Origin of the sequence: Thiospirillum jenense (assembly GCF_014145225.1) — a bacterium.
In the GTDB taxonomy this organism is placed as follows: domain Bacteria; phylum Pseudomonadota; class Gammaproteobacteria; order Chromatiales; family Chromatiaceae; genus Thiospirillum; species Thiospirillum jenense.
Map to the genome: position 1 here is coordinate 1 of NZ_JABVCQ010000035.1, position 20,519 is coordinate 20,519.

The 20,519-nt window shown below is 50.0% G+C and carries 19 protein-coding genes, 1 other RNA gene and 2 pseudogenes; 13 read left to right on the plus strand and 9 right to left on the minus strand.

Features of this window, described 5'->3' with window-relative positions:
* A partial coding sequence (locus tag HUK38_RS12695) for a DUF4214 domain-containing protein (protein ID WP_182584707.1) occupies positions 1–2,068 on the plus strand: 2,068 nt, incomplete at its 5' end.
* Between the two features lie 87 nt (positions 2,069–2,155).
* On the opposite strand, the gene HUK38_RS12700 is transcribed toward HUK38_RS12695, so the two are convergent.
* From HUK38_RS12700 to HUK38_RS12720, 5 genes are read right to left on the minus strand one after another with little or no spacing between them, the layout of a single operon-like run.
* Positions 2,156–2,581, minus strand: a complete 426-nt coding sequence (locus tag HUK38_RS12700) for a ClpXP protease specificity-enhancing factor (RefSeq protein WP_182584708.1) — start codon at positions 2,579–2,581, stop codon at positions 2,156–2,158.
* Positions 2,582–2,618: 37 nt separating this feature from the next.
* Complete coding sequence (gene ccmD / locus HUK38_RS12705; RefSeq protein WP_194374883.1) at positions 2,619–2,798, minus strand: heme exporter protein CcmD; 180 nt, start codon at positions 2,796–2,798, stop codon at positions 2,619–2,621.
* 2 nt (positions 2,799–2,800) lie between these two features.
* Positions 2,801–3,616, minus strand: coding sequence for a cytochrome c biogenesis protein CcsA (gene ccsA / locus HUK38_RS12710; RefSeq protein ID WP_182584732.1), 816 nt, complete (start codon positions 3,614–3,616; stop codon positions 2,801–2,803).
* A 50-nt stretch (positions 3,617–3,666) separates the two neighbouring features.
* A complete protein-coding gene (locus HUK38_RS12715; RefSeq protein ID WP_238787648.1) occupies positions 3,667–4,455 on the minus strand; it encodes a pteridine reductase in 789 nt (262 codons plus the stop codon).
* A gap of 34 nt (positions 4,456–4,489) precedes the next feature.
* Positions 4,490–5,029: a hypothetical protein gene (locus HUK38_RS12720; protein ID WP_182584709.1), complete on the minus strand. Its 540-nt coding sequence runs from the start codon at positions 5,027–5,029 to the stop codon at positions 4,490–4,492.
* Between HUK38_RS12720 and HUK38_RS12725 the strand changes: the two genes are divergently transcribed.
* Complete coding sequence (locus HUK38_RS12725; RefSeq protein WP_182584710.1) at positions 5,028–5,246, plus strand: hypothetical protein; 219 nt, start codon at positions 5,028–5,030, stop codon at positions 5,244–5,246. The genes HUK38_RS12720 and HUK38_RS12725 overlap by 2 nt on opposite strands.
* 2 nt (positions 5,247–5,248) lie before the next feature.
* Here HUK38_RS12725 and ssrA read toward each other — a convergent pair.
* Positions 5,249–5,606, minus strand: a transfer-messenger RNA (tmRNA) gene (gene ssrA, locus HUK38_RS12730).
* 54 nt (positions 5,607–5,660) lie between these two features.
* Between ssrA and HUK38_RS12735 the strand changes: the two genes are divergently transcribed.
* From HUK38_RS12735 to HUK38_RS12745, 3 genes are all read left to right on the plus strand, one after another.
* A complete protein-coding gene (locus HUK38_RS12735) occupies positions 5,661–5,807 on the plus strand; it encodes a hypothetical protein (protein ID WP_182584711.1) in 147 nt (48 codons plus the stop codon).
* Between the two features lie 11 nt (positions 5,808–5,818).
* Complete coding sequence (locus tag HUK38_RS12740; RefSeq protein WP_182584712.1) at positions 5,819–7,033, plus strand: type II secretion system F family protein; 1,215 nt, start codon at positions 5,819–5,821, stop codon at positions 7,031–7,033.
* Between the two features lie 74 nt (positions 7,034–7,107).
* Positions 7,108–8,259, plus strand: a complete 1,152-nt coding sequence (locus tag HUK38_RS12745; RefSeq protein WP_202985564.1) for a response regulator — start codon at positions 7,108–7,110, stop codon at positions 8,257–8,259.
* 41 nt (positions 8,260–8,300) lie between these two features.
* Here the strand turns inward: HUK38_RS12745 and HUK38_RS12750 are convergent, their stop codons facing one another.
* Both HUK38_RS12750 and argS read right to left on the minus strand, forming a co-directional pair.
* Complete coding sequence (locus tag HUK38_RS12750; protein WP_182584714.1) at positions 8,301–9,206, minus strand: SPOR domain-containing protein; 906 nt, start codon at positions 9,204–9,206, stop codon at positions 8,301–8,303.
* Positions 9,207–9,237: 31 nt separating this feature from the next.
* On the minus strand, positions 9,238–11,025 hold the full coding sequence (gene argS / locus HUK38_RS12755) for an arginine--tRNA ligase (protein ID WP_182584715.1): 1,788 nt from the start codon (positions 11,023–11,025) through the stop codon (positions 9,238–9,240).
* A gap of 309 nt (positions 11,026–11,334) precedes the next feature.
* On the opposite strand from argS, the gene HUK38_RS12760 reads away from it, so the two are divergent.
* The 8 genes and pseudogenes from HUK38_RS12760 to HUK38_RS12795 all read left to right on the plus strand — a co-directional run bounded on the left by HUK38_RS12760 (position 11,335) and on the right by HUK38_RS12795 (position 19,142).
* Positions 11,335–12,246, plus strand: coding sequence for a hypothetical protein (locus tag HUK38_RS12760; RefSeq protein ID WP_182584716.1), 912 nt, complete (start codon positions 11,335–11,337; stop codon positions 12,244–12,246).
* A 149-nt stretch (positions 12,247–12,395) separates the two neighbouring features.
* The gene (locus HUK38_RS12765; protein WP_182584717.1) at positions 12,396–14,132 is read left to right on the plus strand and encodes a proline--tRNA ligase; all 1,737 of its coding nucleotides are present in this window, start codon (positions 12,396–12,398) and stop codon (positions 14,130–14,132) included.
* 125 nt (positions 14,133–14,257) lie between these two features.
* The gene (locus HUK38_RS12770) at positions 14,258–14,866 is read left to right on the plus strand and encodes a DedA family protein (RefSeq protein ID WP_182584718.1); all 609 of its coding nucleotides are present in this window, start codon (positions 14,258–14,260) and stop codon (positions 14,864–14,866) included.
* A gap of 71 nt (positions 14,867–14,937) precedes the next feature.
* Positions 14,938–15,399 (plus strand): rhodanese-like domain-containing protein, encoded by a 462-nt coding sequence (locus HUK38_RS12775; RefSeq protein WP_182584719.1) that lies wholly within the window; start codon positions 14,938–14,940, stop codon positions 15,397–15,399.
* A 139-nt stretch (positions 15,400–15,538) separates the two neighbouring features.
* Positions 15,539–16,588 (plus strand): annotated as a pseudogene (gene guaB / locus HUK38_RS12780) (IMP dehydrogenase); the annotation flags it as partial.
* A 1,008-nt stretch (positions 16,589–17,596) separates the two neighbouring features.
* Positions 17,597–18,172: pseudogene (locus HUK38_RS12785) on the plus strand (IMP dehydrogenase); the annotation flags it as partial.
* Positions 18,173–18,269: 97 nt separating this feature from the next.
* Complete coding sequence (locus HUK38_RS12790) at positions 18,270–18,701, plus strand: FxsA family protein (RefSeq protein ID WP_182584720.1); 432 nt, start codon at positions 18,270–18,272, stop codon at positions 18,699–18,701.
* A 33-nt stretch (positions 18,702–18,734) separates the two neighbouring features.
* The gene (locus HUK38_RS12795) at positions 18,735–19,142 is read left to right on the plus strand and encodes a bacteriohemerythrin (protein ID WP_182584721.1); all 408 of its coding nucleotides are present in this window, start codon (positions 18,735–18,737) and stop codon (positions 19,140–19,142) included.
* 12 nt (positions 19,143–19,154) lie between these two features.
* Here the strand turns inward: HUK38_RS12795 and rlmD are convergent, their stop codons facing one another.
* Entirely contained in the window at positions 19,155–20,489 is a 1,335-nt protein-coding gene (rlmD, locus tag HUK38_RS12800) for a 23S rRNA (uracil(1939)-C(5))-methyltransferase RlmD (protein ID WP_182584722.1), read from the minus strand.
* Positions 20,490–20,519: the final 30 nt, after the last annotated feature.

The following is a 20,519-nucleotide window of genomic DNA, read 5'->3' on the forward strand; positions in this document are numbered from 1 at the left end:
CACGTTCACGGCAACCACCGCATATTTGCAAGTCAGCGCGCCCGACGGCGGCACAATCACCAGCGACCCACCGGGCATTATTTGTGGTCAGACCGCAACAGATTGTCGCCACGAGTACCCAATCAACACCCCTGTTACCCTTTCCGCCACAGCGGCCGCCGGCAGATCATTCGACGGTTGGGGCGATATTTGTTTCGGTTTAGAGCCAGAATGCGCTGTTACTCTCAATGCAGATCAACAAGTTAGCGCCACCTTCACTCCGCTGACGTTAGAAGTCGCGCTCGTGAACAATGGCGCCGTGACCAGTGAAGTCGCGCCCGGCACTGTAGAAATCGAGCTCGAGGACAATGTCACGGCGGCGGACGGTACTGTGACCAACGACAACGGCAACCTCGAGTGCTCCGGGGTATGCAGCATAGATTTATCCGAACCCACCGCCACCACCTTGACCGCAGTTGCAAATGCAGACTGGCAGTTCATTGGTTGGGGTGGCGATTGTACTGGCAATGAACCCTGCGTACTCAACATGAATGAACCGAGCAACGTCATTGCCAATTTTGTCCAAACCAATAATGCTTACCGCATTGAAAGCCCAATGAATGGCAGCCGTGAAAGTGGGATTAGTTTAGTCAGCGGATTTGTCTGTAGGGCGGATGGTGTTGAATTACAGGTGGACGATTTTCCAATCATTACTGCCGATTACGGCGTCAATAACCCAAATAGCGAAGTGGCCTGTAGCGATAATAATAACGGCTTCACCGCAGCCATTAACTGGGCAAAATATGGCAATGGCGATCATGTGCTAAAGTTATTAGTAGAGTCATTAGTAAACAATACTATAACTGTAACTGAAGCGGCCAGGACAACTGTCACCGTCACCTCATTGGGGAATGACTTTTTAACTCGCTTACACGGCACGACTACCGTGCCTGACTTTCCCGATGCGGCATCATATACGACATTAATCTGGTCAGAACCGCATCAAAACTTTGTTGTCACCAGCAATGCTCCAGTAACGATAACACCGACGCCACAAGCCGCTCGTCAAGCCAGTCGAGCGGGTGAAATCAATACCCCGCAGAATTGGGAAAGTCCATTACCGGATGGGTTTGAAAGTGGGCGCACGTTAATGCGCGGTTGGGCATGTGACGCACAGATCATTAGCGCGAGTATTGATAACACAATATTCAACCTGCCCTATGGCAGCACCCGTGATGATACATTAGGCGTGTGCGGCGACGTGAATAATGGCTATACCTTTGCTGTCAATTGGAATCAATTCGGCGAAGGGTCGCATAACATCAGTTTGGTATTAGATGGCGTGACATTTACGCGGACATTTACCATTGCCACGCCCGCCGGACGAGGTGTAGTCAGCGGTATTCAACACCAGCATCGGATGACCAGTTTTCCATACCCCGGTGATTTATTAACTTTGCGTTGGTCAGAGCCACATCAAAACTTTCGCATTGATGAATACCGCGCTCGGGCGACTGAACGGTTGGCAATTGATTGGCAAATTGCAGAGATTTATTTGGCGACCTTAGGCTATGCGCCGGATAGTGAAGGACTGCAATACTGGGTGAATGAAGTGGTCAATCATGGTTGGACTGTGGCAATGGTGGCGGAGAGCTTTTTTGATAATCCATTGGTGCAGGCGCGCTATCCAGTTGATCAGGGGAATGAAACACTGGTAGATGCGTTGTATCAAAATATCTTTAATCGGGCGGCAGATGATGCCGGCAAAACCTATTGGTTAGGTGAATTAAGCGCAGGTCATATTCCGCGCCATGCGTTAATTCTTGCGATGATTAATGGTGGTTGGGCTAATCCACTTGCAGCAACGGATATGGGGCGGTTTCGTTATTTGACTGAAGTGGCCTTGACCTTTGCCGCGAATCAAGCGCAACGCGGGTGGGTTTATACGCAATTAACCCCGCTGCAACAGGAGCAATTACGCACCGCGGGAACCAATGTGTTAATTGGCGTTACGGCTGACTACGATACCCGCAATGCCGCAATTAACCGCATTCCGCAATTATTAGACGCCATTGTGCCATCGAATTAAATAGCGGATTGTCTTGGGGGTAGAACATTGATGAACTAATTCGATCAACTGACTTGGTTCATTGTAATTTATTATGCTCGTCAATCATTATTTCACAACGCGCAATGTCGGCCGTTCTTTCGTAGTACGTTTAGGATTATCATCATTCCCATCGCGTCCGCCTGTGACGGCATCTTCTTCAGATGTTGGGGCGTCATCAATTGGCTCTTCCGCTGGAAAAATCATGCCTTGATTATTTTCGCGTGCATAAATACCCAATACCGCTTGAGGCGGAAACTCAACTAGCGATGCCACACCACCAAACCGTGCTGAAAAACTCATACGATCATTCCCTAGCATTAACCCTTGCACTGCCGTTGGTGAAATGTTCAATACAATTCGCCCGTCTTCCACAAAACGCTGAGGCAATGATGCGGACGGATGTTGCGCATTGACGAGTAAATATGGCGTCATGCCGTTGTCTGTAATCCATTCATATAAAGCCCGAATGAGATAAGCGCGATTTGATGTCATGTTTTGATTCCCAAAATCAATCAACGATTAAATAAAATCACCAACCACCGGCTTGAGCGCGCATCCGCATAATTCTAACCAAACGGCGCAGCGTGGCATGTTGTTCACGGCGCAGGAAAAAGACTTCTAATAATAATAATCCCAACGTCACGCCAAATGCACTCCATACAAAAAAAGCATACCCGCCTTGCTGGAAAAAAGTTATGATTGTTGCCAACACTATTCAACTCCTTGCGGTTGTTTTAATAGTAGATCACGCACCCAATGTGTATCGGCTTCTCGCGTTAAAATAATGCCGCGCAAGCGCATAAAAACTGCCGCAAATGAATAACACCAAAACCCCAGCGTCATGCCTAGCATCGCTAATAAAATGTCCTGATCAATCTGACCGAGTGAAGACCGCTGATGTAATGCCGCGCATTGATTTGGATCCGGGCAATTAATTGACCAAAAGATGATTGGCAGCATAATTAAACCCACTAATGCCAATAAACTTGCAGCCCGGTCAGCACGGCGGTAATCATCAATTGCAGCATGTAAGGCACTATACCCGATATACAAAAAGAACAAAATGAGTTCTGAGGTCAAACGTGGATCCCAATCCCAATAGGTGCCCCAACTGGTTCGCCCCCAAAATGCACCTGTCCATAATGCGGCAAAAGTAAATAATGCGCCGGTGGGAGCAATCGCATTTGCCATCATAAAACTGAGGCGCGTTTTGAATACCAATCCAATCGTTGCCCAAATGGCTAATATGATGTAAAGCCACATTGACATCCATGCCGTTGGCACATGCACGAAAATAATTCGGTAATATTCCTTTTGCGCATTTGTGCCACCTAATTGATCTGGCGTTTGAAAAAAACCCCAATACAACGATGCAATAATTAATAAGACGGCGGCGCTACCAAACCAGGGAATTAGACGCCCGGCAAGCGGATAAAAAGTTGCAGGTGAGGCCCAATGTGACCAGCGCCGTTGCGGACGTTCTACAAATGCGTCACTAGATGAAGGAGTGGGTAATTGCGTAGTCATAACCGGCGTTTTCACTAAAATTAAAAGACATTCATCATACAAATGAAGCATTATTGTTGCAATGTTCGTCCGCCATCAACCGTCATGATTTGACCAGTCATATAGGGCGCGTCACGAATTAAAAATAGCACAGCCTGAGCGATGTCATCAGGATTACCCGCCCGCTGTAGTGCAATGCGAGTTAATTGCTGTTCATACGCCGCTTTATCATCTGCGCTATTCACATCTGTCGCCGGCCATAAAATTGCTCCAGGCGCAATGCCATTCACCCGCACCTCGGGCGCTAATTCACGCGCTAATGCTTTTACCATCATGGCATTACCCGCTTTGGCAATGCTGTAAATCGCATAATCTAATAATGGACGTTCCGCGTGTATATCCACCAAGTTAATTACACAGCCGCGACTGGTGCGCAATAAAGGGGCGGCGGCGAGCGTTAAAAAAAACGGCGCTTTTAAATTCGTACCGAGCAAGTCTTCCCATTGAGCGTCAGTAGCCGTTGCCAATGGTGTTGAATAAAAACTGGAGGCGTTATTAATTAACACATCCAAGCGTCCGCGCCAGTTTTTCACCTGTTCAATTAGCGCAGTGTATTGCGTGGTGATGCGCAAGTCGGCAGCAATTAAATGCACGGAATTGGGGCGGCGCGCTTCACAGTTTTTTTGCACCGCTAATGCATCGGCGTGTGATTGATGATAATGCAATGCGACATCCCAGCCGTGTTGATGCAGCGTGTGTACTAAATGCGCACCAATTCGCCGCGCCGCCCCGGTAATTAACGCAACTGGCGCAGTGTTCATTGACGAGATGTCGGTGGTTAATTGCGGTTGCACAGCCATTTTAATTACCAATACAAGCGTGTTATGGGTCGTTTTAGAATGCGTCTGCGACTGCCGCGTGACCAAATACAATGCGGCCATATTTCCCGTTGGTCATTTTGAATTCACCAATCCCATTGCGGCCGCCATGGTCGAGAATAATATCAGCTGTGCCGGTCATGCCGGTATTGCAATTCACCTTGAACGTTGAAATTTTATCACCCGCAAACGCATTGTATTGTCCATAACAGGATTGATTGCCATTGGTCACAAGAAAACGGGCAATAAAAGGCTGCGAGACGTAATGCCCACGATATTGGGTGCCGTCATTAAAGACTAATAAGAAAGGCCCGCCGGTGATTTGGCGCGGGGTTAAACGCTGTTCACTGACTGCTTCATAGTGTTCAATCACACTGGTTAAACAAGTATGGTGATCGGCCATTGGTACGACACGACATTGAATGCGCGCATAGTCAATTGGCTCAACCGCCCTTGTTAATAAACGATAGTCCACTTTTGTAGATTGATTTTGACAGCCGGTGGTGAATAAACTGGCAATTAACACAAGGCAGGTGGAATAGATAAGAGAGCGCATGGCAGAGTCCGGTCAATTAACCTGTGCGCGAATTGAGTACCGCGTCACATCAAAGGTACTCAGGCGGCTGATGTGCGCCGCATTGCACGGCGGTCGAATGGTGTTAATAAAAGCGAATGTGGTAATACAACAATTGACAGGGTGCGTGATGATTAAACGCGGCGCATTTTTAATCACCGCGCCGGCTTGTTTTATTCACTTGACAATTGAAATGTGAATTGGTGGAGGCGGCGGGGATCGAACCCGCGTCCGCAAATCCTCCGCCGTTGGTACTACATGCTTAGCTCAACTCTATTGTGTTTAACCGACCAGCGCCCGAGGAGCAGGGCAATTGGTTAGCGATCTCGTTAGTTTTAGCACCACCGCTCCGAGCAGGCGGCAGCGCGATCTGGTGTGATGTTACCCCACGAATCCGTCGCCCATCAGCAAACGGCGGTGTGAGGCCCACTGGGATTAAGCAGCGAGAGCGTAGTTGTCGTCGTTGGCAACTATTGGTTTGCGGATAGATTAACGAGGTTTCCCGCACCTCGGCATGCACCTCAGGTTTTGTGACCCACGTCGAAGCCATGTCGCCCCCAAGGAGTGATTAGAATAGGCGATCTTGCCGCACTCGTCTAGTCAAAATCGGTGTATGTTAATCGCCACGCAATTACCCGATCAACGGCGGCGGTGGCAAATCATTCTCTGTCGCTATCAACCACCATGCGTTTCCATGACGCAATTTGCCTGTAATTGCGGGTTGATTGATGTGCGGTATTTCATTATTAACCATCATTGATTGAATGACTCATGGCGCGTTTTATTTATCGTGCCGTCAAATTAGACGGTGAAGAAATTGAAGGCGAACAAGAAGCGGCGGATGAAGCGGCTTTAATTCAACAGCTACAAAGCGTCGGGTTAATTCCATTGCGGACGCGACCGGCTGGCGGTTTAACCGCACGTTTAATTCGGCGGCGATTACAGGGGCGGAGTTTAACCGCCAAAGAGATTGAAGTATTAACACGGCAATTGGCGACGTTATTAGAAGCGGGATTAACGCTGGATCGTTCACTGGCGGTATTGGGTGAATTAAGCACCGAGGCGCACGTTGCGCAGGTATTAAATGATTTACAAGAACGGGTGCGCGGTGGTGCGACCTTTTCAGCCGCATTAGAACAACAAGATGGTCAATTCGCCAAGTTGTATATCAATATGGTGCGTGCCGGTGAAGCGAGTGGCGCATTAGATGAAGTTTTAACGCGATTAGCCGATTATTTAGAACGCAATGCTGAATTACGCAGCACCGTCACCTCGGCATTGGTTTATCCAATGATTCTACTCGTGGTGGCGGGATTATCGGTGATTATGTTATTAGTATTTGTCGTGCCACAATTCACCGTGTTATTTGAAGATATGGGCGCCGCATTACCCACGCCAACGCGCATTGTGGTTGGATTAGGCGATCTATTTCGGCAATACTGGTGGGCAATGCTGGTGGCAATTGCGATCATTGCGGTGGTGATTGAACGCTGGTTGCAAAATCCTGATAACCGCCGCCGCTTTGATTATCAAATGATGCGGCTACCTTTATTAGGCGATTTATTGTGGAAATTAGAAACAGCGCGGTTTTGTCACACACTCTCCACTTTATTAAAAAACGGTTTGCCATTATTGACTGGATTAAATCTCGCCCGCCAGGTGGTCAGTAATTATAAGTTGAGTGATGGTTTAGCAACGGTCAGCGATGATTTAAAACACGGGCGCGGCATTGCGGGGCCATTGGTGAATCATGCTGTATTACCGCAATTGGCATTGCAAATGATTCGCGTGGGTGAAGAATCGGGGACATTGGATGCGATGTTGGCGAAAGTTGCCGATATTTTTGACCGCGAAACGCGCAATAGTGTGCAACGGTTATTAACGCTGCTTGAACCGATGTTAATTATTGGTTTAGGGGTGGTTGTCGCCGGGATTATTGTGTCTATTTTAATGGCAATTCTCGGTGCGAATGAGTTGGTTTTTTAATCTACCGCCCGTTGCAATGCGCTGAATGATTATTCAATTCTTATCAAGTGATTCAATGAACAGCGGAGCTTAACATGATGACAACCCCACCGGTTTTAGTGGAAAAACCAACGGTTTTAGTGGTGGATGACACGCCGGATAATTTGACGCTCATGTCAGAATTATTGCGGGGTAAATACCGCGTCAAATTAGCGAATAATGGTGAAACGGCATTAAAGGTAGTGCGCAATACACCGCCGGAATTGATTTTATTAGATATTATGATGCCGGGCTTGTCGGGCTATGATGTGTTGCGCGCATTAAAGTCAAATGATGAGACGCGGGATATTCCGATTATCTTTTTAACGGCAATGAGTACCGCTGAAGATGAGCGTAAAGGCTTGGAATTGGGCGCGGTGGATTACATTACTAAACCCATTTCACCGGCGATTGTGCAAGCGCGGGTGGCGACGCATTTGCGCTTAAAAGCGACAGTGGATTTTTTGCGCGATAAAAATCATTTCTTGGAAATGGAAATTGCGCGGCGCACCCGTGAAACAGCGGCAATTCAAGATGTATCAGTTTTAGCAATGGCGTCATTGGCTGAAACGCGGGATACCGATACCGGTAATCATATTCGCCGTACGCAACATTACATCCGTTTATTGGCGCAGCAATTAAAAAATCACCCGCGTTTTGGCTATTATTTGTCGCCGGAAATGATCGAATTATTATTTAAATCAGCGCCGCTGCATGATATTGGCAAGGTGGGTATTCCAGATCGCATTTTATTAAAGCCAGGACGATTAACGCCGGATGAATTTGAGATTATGAAAACACACACCACCCTCGGGCGTGACAGTATTGAAGCTGCCGAAAAACAATTGGGCGTGGAAGTGGAGTTTTTGCGGGTGGCAAAAGAAATCGCCTATTCGCATCAAGAAAAATGGGATGGCTCGGGTTATCCTGAAGGATTAGCCGGTGAAGCAATTCCCATTAGTGCGCGGTTAATGGCAGTGGCGGATGTGTATGATGCGTTAATTAGTCGCCGCGTGTATAAAGAACCCATGTCACATGAACAAGCGGTGGCCATTATGCGCGACGGGCGCGGCAGTCATTTTGATCCCGATGTGTTAGATGCGTTTTTAGCTTTACAAGATGAATTTCAGGCAATTGCCGCGCAATTTGCCGATTCACAGGTTGACGTGGCGAATAAAGAAACGCGATTAGCGCAATTCATCAGTTAGTCATTGCGGCAATTAAATAGTTCATTTACTGCCGCCAATGATTAGCGTGTTTTAACTGGCACACCCGAATAACCGCTGGCGCTTAAACGCGCCCGCAACGCATCAGCGCCCGCCTTGTCATAACTGCCGGTGCGCACCCGAAAACTCGGTTGCCCGCCTAAATAACCCGTATGAATTTCAACCGCAATACCTTTTTTTGCCAATTTAGCGCGCAATTGCTCGGCTTCGGCTTCGGTGCGAAATGATCCCAATTGCAAACGGTAATGACCAGCGGCGCTGGGCGTTGGTAATGCGGGCTTCGGTGTGACCGCCGCCACCTCGGGCGCTGGTTTAGATTTCACTGGTTTTTCAACCACTTCGGGTGGTTTGACCTTGACCGGCTCAGATTTTTTCACCACCGGCTCAGATTTTTTCACCACCGGCTCAGATTTTTTCACCACCGGCGGCGGGGTCACACTGCGCACCGGCGGCAGTGGCGTATTGTCCACCCGCTTGGGCGGCGGCAGGCGCACCGCGACTGGCTGTGGTTTTGAAACAACGGTCGCGGGTGACTGTGGCGTTACAGCAACAGGTATTGGTGCCACGCTCGGCACTGCCACAGCGGTTGCGGGATTGGTCACAGCCGCCGGCGGCAGCGGTGGCGGCAGCGCAGGTGCGGCGGGCGTGGCAGTTTCCGCCGGCACGCTGACCTGTTCCTGCGACAGCCGGTCGTAAAAATCAAACGTCGGCGGCGGGGCGGGTTGTCGTTCGGCAACAGCGGGTAACGCAGGCAACACATCCGCCACCGGATTCGGGGTGGTCGAGCGCGAATTCCACGCCATGCCCACGCCAATCCCGCCGCAAACGATGCCGACTAAAAACCAGCAATACGGGCAGCCCGAGGCGGTGTGACGGCGGGCGCGTGATGGTGAGGCGGGGTCGTGATGATGAGAACTTTTGGTCGCCATACTGTCTAACACATCTCAAAAACTGCGGTGACTACATTGCATCTGGTGCGGACACGCCCAGCAATTCCAACCCGTTGCGCAACACCTGCCGCGTGGCCAAGATCAATTTTAGCCGCGCATCAAACAGCGCCGCGTCGGGGACGAGAAATTGGTGCGCGTTGTAATAGCTGTGAAAATCGCCGGCCAACTCGCGCAAATATTGCGTCAGCAGGTGCGGTTGTACGCCAGTTGCCGCGCTGACCACGATCTCAGCATAGCGCGCCAGCGTTTTAATCAGCGCCAGCTCCTGTGGCTCGGTCAGGCGCTCCAAATGGGTTAAACCCGCCGACGTCTCGGGCATTAACCCGCGCTCGACGGCTTGGCGTAACACACTCGATACCCGCGCATGGGCGTATTGGACATAATACACCGGATTGTCATTCGACTGGCTTTTGGCCAGATCGAGGTCGAAATCCAGATGCTGTTCACTTTTGCGCATGACGTAAAAAAACCGCGCCGCATCTCGCCCGACTTCGCGCCGCAACTCGCGCAGCGTGACAAATTCACCCGAGCGCGTGGACATCTGCACCCGCTCGCCGCCGCGATACAAAATGGCAAATTGCACGAGGTGAACATCCAACCGCTCGGCCGGATGTCCCAGCGCCAGCAACGCCGCCTTGATGCGCGGGACGTAGCCGTGATGATCCGCCCCCCAAATGTCCAAAATCCGTGCAAAGCCGCGCTCGAATTTATCGGCGTGATAGGCGATGTCGGTGGCAAAGTACGTCGTTTGGCCGTTGTCACGAATCAACACGCGATCTTTTTCGTCACCAAAATTGCTGGCACGAAACCACAGCGCCCCATCTTGGGTATAAGTGTGACCGCTCGCTTGCAGGCGGGAAATCACCTGCGCCACCGCGCCGCGTTCCGCCAATGACCGTTCCGAGTACCAGGTCGCGTAAACCACGCCGAATTGGGCGAGATCGTCGCGGATGTCGTCGAGAATGATGTTTAACCCGAGTTCAAACACGAGGCGGTAGTGATGATCGCCCAGCAGGTGTTTGGCACGCGCAATTAACCCGTCAATGTGCGCTTCCTTGTCACCGGCGGCGGGATCATCGGCGGGCAGATCAGCGCGGGCGTCGGCGGGTAAATCGGCAAATACCACGTCCGCATCAGCGCGGTAGGCGTCGCCCTGTTCACGGTGCAGCGCCGCAGCGATGTCCCAAACGTAGTCACCTTTGTAGCCGTTGCTGGGAAATGGCAGCAGTTCGCCGCACAATTCTAAATATCGCAGCCAGACTGACGTCGCCAAAATGTCCATCTGTCGCCCGGCATCGTTGACGTAATATTCCCGATGCACGGTGTAGCCGACGGCGGTGAGCAGGTCAGCCACGACGGCACCGTAGGCGCCGCCGCGGCCGTGACCGACATGCAGCGGCCCCGTTGGATTGGCGGACACGAATTCGACTTGAATGGTCTGCCCAGCGCCCAAGTCACAGCGACCAAATTGCGGCCCCTGCGCGAGGATGTCGGCAATCACCGCGTGATACGCGCTCGGGGCGAGGCGGAAGTTGATAAACCCGGGGCCGGCGATGCTGACTTCGGCCACCTGCGGCGACGCGGGCAATGCTGCGACGATGCGCTCGGCCAGTTGTCGCGGCGGCTGGCGCGCCAATTTGGTTAAACTCAACGCAACGGTGCTGGCAAAATCGCCATGCTGCGGGTCGCGGGCGCGTTCCAGCGGTGGCAGTTGGGCGGCGGCCGCGGCGGGCAGTTCACCGTTAGCCACCAAGTGCGCCAGCGCGGTTTCGAGTAACGTTTGCAAATGCTGTTTCATAACCCATTCATCACCAACAAGCGGAGCGTTTATCTAAAGACCAAACGTTCGGATTGGTTTATGGTAGCCGATTTACGCCACGGTGACGCAACTGGTGAGTCGGTGGTGTCCTGGCCGCGTTTATTTATTGCCCAAGTTAATTGTACCTATTCTAAATAGGTTTTGGTTTCTATAGATTCGGTTAGCTTAATGAATGGGGATAATAAAAAACGAGAACTGGCATTTATAGGGTATATGATTCTCACAGTTCAATCACGCCTGGCACCGATTTATCATTCAGCTAGACTTGACCATTAGGAATAGCAGCGCATGATTCCAGGAGAATATTCGCTCAAGGAAGTTGATAGCGAAGAATTACAAGAGCTATTAGCAGCTGAAAGCGAACCGCCACCCATCGAGTCGGAATCTGCCGCCAGTGCAATTTGCGGGCGAATTGAAACGTTGCGGCATCATGCGTTAAAACAGGCATTGCCAACCTTGATGTTGGAATTGGAGCGCACGGCGCGGGAAACCCTCACGGCAGAAGAGCGGGTAATTGTGATGCGGTGTGTGAAAAAACCGGTATTAAAAGCCGCCGCCGGGTTGCCAAAACCAATTAAAGGGGGTGACGGTGGCGGCGCGGCAAGCATTACGCTGGAGCAACGGTTATTATTATTAATGCTGTATAACTTGCGCAAAACGCTGCACGACGTGGATCGCGCCTGCACTAATCGTTTTGCCGATGATGATGGCGACCGCATTTGGGTATTGCAGCAAATGTTTCGCTTTTTTAGCCGCCAAATTCGCTATGGAATTGATTGGGATCGCCCGTGGCCACCCAATACTTGGCGCGATTTGCACGATTTATTTGTTTATTTAGTGGTGCGCGGCATGGTGCAACTCAGCTCCGATTTCAGCGTATCGGTGTTTGATGAAGATTTTGATGCTGAAATTGAATATAAACGGGCGTTATTGCTTGGATTAACTGACCGCCTAACCAATCGCCGTGCCAATAGCGAAGAGTTTTCACCATTATTAAAACGCTGGGCGACTGAAACTCGCCTGCAAGACCCCAATAGTTTAGTCGGGCAAACCGGTTTAATTAAAGTTGAAGTCACCTGTGATGAACCACCGCGGTTGCAGGAAGGGGCATTAACTGAATCATTTCGCGGTTGGATTTTGCGCCCACCCGAGAGCTTCCGTGATTACATTGATCATATTAACTTTGGCACAACGACTTGAATAAAACCAACAGCGATTCATCCCGCCCGTGCAAATAACAGCATTCGCCACACTGTTTTCATCACTTAAATTGACCACGCCGCCTTACACAGAATACCCCGGCTTTTTTATTCACCGCATTGAAATAAAACATTAAACAAGGTTGAATTATGCGCACCTCACAATTTCCCTTATCCACCGTTAAAGAAACACCGGCCGATGCCGAAATTATTAGCCACCGCTTAATGTTACGCGCCGGTTTAATTCGCAAACTCGCCGCCGGTTTATACACATGGCTACCGCTCGGCTTGCGTGTATTGCGCAATGTCGAACGCATCGTGCGTGAAGAAATGAATCGCGCCGGTGCATTAGAAGTATTAATGCCGGCCGTGCAACCCGCTGAATTGTGGCAAGAATCCGGCCGCTGGGAACAATACGGCCCTGAATTATTACGCCTGCGCGACCGTCACCAACGCGAGTTTTGTTTCGGCCCCACGCATGAAGAAATCATTACCGATTTAGCGCGGAATGAATTGCGCAGCTATAAACAATTGCCGGTCAATTTCTATCAAATCCAAACCAAATTTCGTGATGAAGTGCGTCCGCGTTTTGGCGTCATGCGCGCCCGCGAATTCATTATGAAGGACGCCTATTCATTCCATTTAGATCGCGCTTCATTAGAACAAACGTATTCCGAAATGTACGCCACCTATAGCCGGATTTTTCAACGCTGCGGATTAGCCTTTCGCGCCGTCGCGGCGGATACTGGCAGCATTGGCGGCTCGGCCTCACATGAATTCCATGTATTAGCCGATTCGGGTGAAGACGCGATTGCATTCGCCAGCGGCAGTGATTACGCCGCCAATGTTGAATTAGCTGAAGCGATTGCGTCATGCAATGCGCCGCCCGCCGCAATTGAAACAGCGCGGTTGGTGAATACGCCAAATGCGAAAACCATTGCCGAATTAGTGACACAATTCAATCAACCCATTGAACGCACCATTAAAACATTGGTGGTTGCGGCACCGGTGACAGATGCGAATCCGAGCGGGTTAATTGCATTATTGGTTCGCGGCGATCACGAATTAAATATCGTCAAAGCGAGTAAATGCGAAGGCGTCGCTAGTCCATTGCGCATGGCTAATGAAGAAGAAATACGCGCCGCAATTGGCGCGGGGCCGGGTTCATTAGGGCCAAAAGACTTACCCATTCCGTGTATTGCCGATCGGTCAGTGGCTGTCATTGCGGATTTCAGCGCCGGTGCGAATCAAGATGGCTATCATTGGTTTGGATTAAATTGGGGGCGCGATTTATCATTGCCGCCCATCGCTGATTTGCGCAATGTCATCAATGGCGACCCTAGCCCCGATGGATGCGGTACACTCACCATTGCGCGTGGGATTGAAGTTGGCCACATTTTTCAATTGGGGCAAAAGTATAGCCGTGCATTAAACACGGTGGTATTAGATGAAAACGGCAAAGCGGTTATATTAACGATGGGCTGTTATGGCATTGGTGTTTCACGGGTGGTCGCGGCCGCAATTGAACAAAATTATGATGAGCGCGGCATTTGTTGGCCGGTGTCTATTGCACCATTCACTGTCGCGCTATTGCCGATGAAATGGAATAAATCATATCGAGTGCGCGAGGCGGCTGAATTATTATATGAACAACTGCGCACGGCGGGAATAGATGTATTATTAGATGACCGCGATGCGCGTCCGGGCGTCATGTTTGCCGATATGGAATTGATTGGTATTCCACATCGCGTAGTGATGAGTGATAAACATCTCGACGCTGGACAAGTGGAATATCAAGGGCGGCGCGATGCGGCAGCGCAAATGATGGCAGTGGATGCGATTGTGCCGTTTTTAACCCAGCAATTAACAAAGGCATTAGCAGTTTGAATGAAATTGGGCGCTGGTTTGCAATTAAAGCAGTTCAAGTTCTAGTCATTTGGTTTTTCAAAGAAGACTACGTTCCCACATTGGTGTGGGAATGATCAACACGCTGGTTTATCATAGGGGTATTCATGTTACATGATTGGATCAACTGGATTGTCGCCACCGTCAACGGCTGGGGCTATTCGGGTATTTTTATTTTAATGGCACTAGAATCAACCGTGCTACCCGTGCCAAGTGAATTGGTGTTAATTCCCGCCGGTTATTTAGCACATCGCGGCGACATGAATGTTGTATTGATTTTAGCCGCCTCTACTATTGGCAGCGTGGCCGGCGCCTTTATCAATTATTATGCGGCGCTGTGGATTGGACGGCCGGTATTAGAACGCTATGGACGTTATTTCTTCGTGCGTCCAGCGCTATTACACAAAACCGATCAATTTTTTATGCGGCACGGCGCAATTTCCACCTTCACCGGGCGCTTAATTCCCGGCATTCGCCATTTAATCTCACTCCCCGCTGGATTATGCCGAATGCCAATTGCTGTATTCGCGTTTTACACCAGCTTAGGCGCCGTCCTGTGGTCAATGGTTTTAATTGCACTGGGCTATTTTATTGGCAATAACGAAGCAGTATTACGCGATCATTTACCTGTCGTCACACTGGTGACGGTCATTAGCGTCGGCGTGATGTTAACAGCGTATATCCTATGGCAACGGCGGCGCGCTACGGTTGAGTAAACAAAGCGCCGTTACTTGTTTTTAATTGATTATTTTAATGAGCAATTTCATCACACGGGAGTCATTCAGTCATGCGTACCAAACAACAACTTGTGTCTTTTATCATCAGCAGTATGCTGCTCTTTTTTCTCACGGTCACGAATAGTATGGCAGAAACATCTATTAATAAACTGGATTTAACGGCACCCGAAGCCTATGAAGCCCAGCGCAATCAGCAATTAAAGTTAATTGACATTCGTACCCCGCAGGAATGGCAACAAACCGGCATCCCGGCGGGCGCGGTGCGGGTCAACATGGCGCATCCTGATGGTAAAGCGGGCTTTATTAACGCGCTATTGACTGCCATAGGTGGGAATAAAAACCAACCCATTGCCGTGATTTGTCGTACCGGTAGCCGCAGTGCATTAGTGCAACAAGTGTTAATTGAAGAAGGTTTTGCCCACGTTATGAACGTGCCAGAAGGTATAATTGGTAGTAGCGCCGGTCCAGGCTGGTTACAACGCAAATTACCAATAGAACAGGTCTCAAACTAATCAATCATACAGGCAACATGTTGTTTAAGCATTTTCTCCATTGCCAATACGCATGTTGCCAACTATTGAATTAATAAACGATCACCCCCGTCCGATTTTTTAGTTAACTAAAATAAAAATGCAGTTTGAGGAACTTTCTATGCGCCTGATTGAAGAAGGACTCACCTTTGATGACGTATTACTCGTCCCCGCCCATTCGACAGTCACACCGAATGAAGTTGATTTGAGTACCCGTCTTACCCGCACCATCCAATTGAAAATCCCATTAGTGTCGGCTGCAATGGACACGGTCACGGAAGCGCGATTAGCCATTGCAATGGCGTTGGAAGGTGGTATTGGCATTATTCATAAAAACATGTCAATTGAACGCCAAGCGCGGGAAGTCTTAGCCGTCAAAAAATACGAAAGCGGTATCATTCGCAATCCAATTACTGTTGCTCCGACTACCAGTATTGCTGAGGTATTGCAAATCACCCGAGCGCATAATATCTCTGGCGTGCCAGTGACCGAACATGGGCAATTAGTTGGAATTGTCACCGGGCGTGATCTGCGCTTTGAAACGCGTATGGATGCGCCGGTTTCTGCCATTATGACACCGCGTGAACGGTTAATTACCGTGCAAGAAGATGCCACGCGCAATGAAGTCGTTGCGCTTTTACATCGTCATCGTATTGAAAAAGTGATGGTCATCAACGATCAATTTGAATTACGCGGGTTAATTACCGTTAAAGATATTCAAAAAGCGAAAGATTTCCCCAAAGCCTCGCGTGATAGCCATGAACGCTTGCGTTGCGGCGCGGCAGTGAGCGTCGGGCGTGGCACTGAAGAACGGATTGCAGCGTTAATTGAAGCGGGCGTAGATGTCATTGTGGTAGACACCGCCCATGGTCATTCACAAGGTGTATTAGAACGGGTGGCGTGGGTGAAACGTCGCTATCCAGAAGTGCAATTGATTGGCGGAAATATCGCCACTGCTGATGCCGCCCGCGCATTAGCCGATGTCGGTGCAGATGCAGTGAAAGTCGGTATTGGTCCGGGCTGTTTTGCGGCGGGAACGCGGGTATTGATGGCGAATGGGTATTATAAAAATATCGAAATGATCCACGCCGGTGAGCGCGTGATTAATCAATACGGCCAGCCAGTCACGGTGATTAAAGCCTGGTGTACTGGCGTGCGTGAAGTGATGTTGACTCGTCATTCGGCGTCGCTGTGGGGAACATTAGTGACGCCCGATCATCGCTACTGGGTACAAAATGATTGCGTTGATAATCAAGCAGTAACAATTGACCCGCCCAATTGGTTTAATAATAATGCCGAATTAAACTCGGTATCAGACGCGACTCAGATGACGGCAACGCAGCCGGCCGTGCAATATCAGTGGCAAGCCATTGGTGATATTGAACAGGCGCAGTGTTTATTACCGCGTCGGGTGCAGTTTGATTGGCCCCGTCGTTTTGCAATTGATTTAACTACGCACCTCACGCAGCCACTGTGGTCAAACGACGATCATTATCAACCCGCGCCTGATTTGATTGAATCATCCTATGAACTGGGCTATGCGTTGAGCAGTTTTTTAGTGAATGCACACAGCGCGATTATCATTGACAGTAATTCTAACCCAGCGCAATTAACATGGCAATTTGACCCGCAGCAACTCCAGTCCGCCGATCAATTAAACCGTTGTTTGCGGGAATTGACCGGAATAGACCCGCAGATTTTACGCGATAAACAGATTACCGTGCAATTGGACTCAGCAGCATGGGCGCAGTTATTTTCTCATTTAATACAGGGCAATGAACGTCATTTGCCAGTTGAATGGTTATGTCACCAGCCGGGGTATTTGCAGGGATTATTTGATGGGTTTGCAGACAGTAGCACCGCTGCTGACACGATTAACCCCCGGGTTGTGCGCACGTCATCGGCACCCGTGATTGAATTATTTAATCTATTGCATTGGCTATTAAAAGGGCAACTGCCGATTTGTTGGTTAGAGAATCATAACGCCGCAGATCACGCCCGCGATCAGTATTGTGCGGCGTTGAGTACGCAATTAACGTTAAAGACACCGCGCAATGAACAGTATCAATCACTGGAATTATTAGATCGGCAGCACTTGCGATTGACTTTGCCCGTGTATGATATTGAAGTGGATTGCCCAAGCCACAGTTTTATTGCTGATAATGCCATTGTGCATAATTCAATTTGCACCACGCGCATTGTGGCCGGGGTGGGGGTGCCGCAAATTACTGCTGTATCAAATGTGAGTGATGCGTTGCGCAATACCGATATTCCAGTCATTGCCGACGGCGGGCTGCGTTATTCAGGGGATATTGCCAAAGTCATTGCAGCGGGGGCGCATAGTGTGATGATTGGCGGATTATTTGCGGGTACTGATGAATCACCAGGTGAAGTAGAAATCTATCAAGGTCGGTCTTATAAATCGTATCGCGGGATGGGTTCATTAGGTGCGATGGCGGCGCGTGAAGGATCGAGTGATCGCTATTTTCAAGAGAATGTCGATCAAGAAAAACTTGTTCCAGAAGGAATTGAAGGACGGGTGCCGTATAAGGGCAATTTAATTAACGTCATTACCCAATTAAATGGTGGGCTGGCGTCGAGTATGGGCTATACTGGCTGCCGCACGATTGAAGAAATGCGGCATAAACCGCAATTCGTGCGAGTGAGTGCGGCTGGAATGCGTGAATCGCATGTCCACGATGTGCAAATTACTAAAGAAGCGCCGAATTATCGCATTGATGGCGGGCATAATTAATTGAAAACGCCGTCAAATCGCGTCAAGGCACGTTGCGCTGTGATTTAAGTTGATTTGAGTTGCGATCATTCCACCCAAATTAAAGAGTATGAATGCTATGCTGCCATTATTATTAGTGTTATTTGTCACGGCGCCCCTGATTGAATTGTATTTGCTGATTAAAATTGGCGCGATCATTGGGCCGCTGACCATCATCTTGCTTGAATTGGCCACGGCTGCACTGGGCGGTTATCTGTTGCAACGGCAAGGGGTATCGGTGTTAATGCGGGTGCAGCGGCTCATGGCACAAGGTCAAATGCCGGCGTTGGAATTATTAGATGGTGCGCTATTATTAATTGGTGGCGTGGCGTTATTATTGCCGGGCTTAATCACCGATGTATTGGGCATGATTTTACTCATTCCACCGCTGCGCCGTTTGTTAATACGGCGCGTGGTTGCGCAAATGACAAATACGTTGTCAGGCATGACAGTACGGCATACGCACACGCGACAGTTTATTGAAACCGACTATCGCCGCGAGCCGGATTAAGCGAATAGCGGTTAACTCAGGATGCTCTGAATTATGGTTGAATTTTTAGTGTGGCGCCCCGAGTGGTTATTGGATATTCCAGCATTAGATGCTGATCATCATCAAATGGTGGTGTTAATTAACCAACTGGCTGATTTGGATGATCCAACGCCCCTAACCACACGACTCACCGCCCTCCTGGTACATTTACAACAGCATTTTGTAATTGAACGTGACTTTTTGCGCACCATTCACTATCCTGAATTACCCGAGCATTGCAGCGATCACGCGCTGGCGTTGGCTGAGTTAATTGATTTGCAACGGCGGGTACATGTCACGCAACAAGCGACGTTAACTATTGATGAATTGCAGGGCATTAAACGCTGGTTTTTTAATCATGTCATTGCGGAAGATCGGTTATTTGCATCCTATTATCGTCAAATACAAGCGCGCCAGCCGTGAATGAACTGATGATTAGCGGCGATCAAATACCGCTAATGATTCTAAATGCGCAGTGTGTGGAAACATATCCAGCGCCCCCGCGGCCGTCAATTGAAAACCCAATTGATGCACCAAATGTTCGGCATCTCGCGCCAGCGTGGCCGGATAACAGGACACATACACCACCCGCCGCACTCCCGTCGCCGCCAGCGCGTCCAACACCTCCCACGCGCCGCTGCGAGGCGGATCAAGTAATGCCTTATCAAACGGCATTGTTGACCACGTCCAATCGCGCCGATCTGCGCGGTACAGGTCGGCGCACTGAAATTCAGCTTGCGGCAAGTGATTGATTTCCGAGTTATTTTTTGCCCGCGCAATCAGTTTGGCATCGCCCTCCACACCAACCACCATCGCCGCTCGCCGCGCCAGCGGCAGGGTGAAATTACCGACACCGCAAAACAGATCAAGGACGCGCTCGTGTGGTTGCGGATTTAGCAACTGTAGCGCCTGCGCTACAAGTAGCCGGTTTAACGCCAAGTTGACCTGCGTAAAATCGCCCGGCGTGAAGGCGATGGTGACATCCGACTCGGGCAGGTAGTAGCGCAACTGCACGGGTGCTTGACCCGGCAGCGGGCGGATTGTCTCTAATCCACCATCCTGTTGGTAAAAAACTACGCCAGTGGTGGCGGCGAAGGCGGTCAAGCGTTCGACATCGGCCGCCGACAGCGGTTTGAGAATGCGCAGTACCAGCACCGCCACGTCATCCCCTTGTGCCAGCTCGATTTGTGGCACTTGCTCGCGGCAGTCTAGTTGCCCGATCAATTCTCCCAGTGCGGCCAGATGCACACCAACGCTTGGGTGTAAAACTGCACACTGTTGTAAATCTGCAATGAATGACGACTGCCGTTCCCGAAATCCGACCAGTACCCGTTCTTTTTTAGCCACATAGCGCACGCCGAGGCGGGCTTTGCGGCGATACCCCCAGTGGTCGGCGACCAGCGGTGGTAGCCAATGGGCGGGCGTGACCTTGCCGATGCGCTGTAAAGTATCGCTAAGTATTTGTTGTTTAAACACAATTTGGGCGCTGGGTTGCAAATGTTGCAGGGCGCAGCCGCCGCATTGGGCGAAATGTGGACAGGTGGGGGTGACGCGCTCGGCGGCGGTGGTGAGCAGTGCCACGACTTCGGCTTCGTCGTGATGGCGGGCGCGGTGGCGGTAGCGCATTTGCACCCGTTCGCCGGGGAGCGCGCCGCTGACAAAAATCGCTTTGCCGTCTAAATGGGTGACGCCACGCCCGTCGTGTGACAGTGATTCAATGACAACTTCAATTGGTTCGGCGGATAATCGGGTTTTAGAATGTGTGGACATGCAATCAACTATTCGGTGTGTCTCGTATGA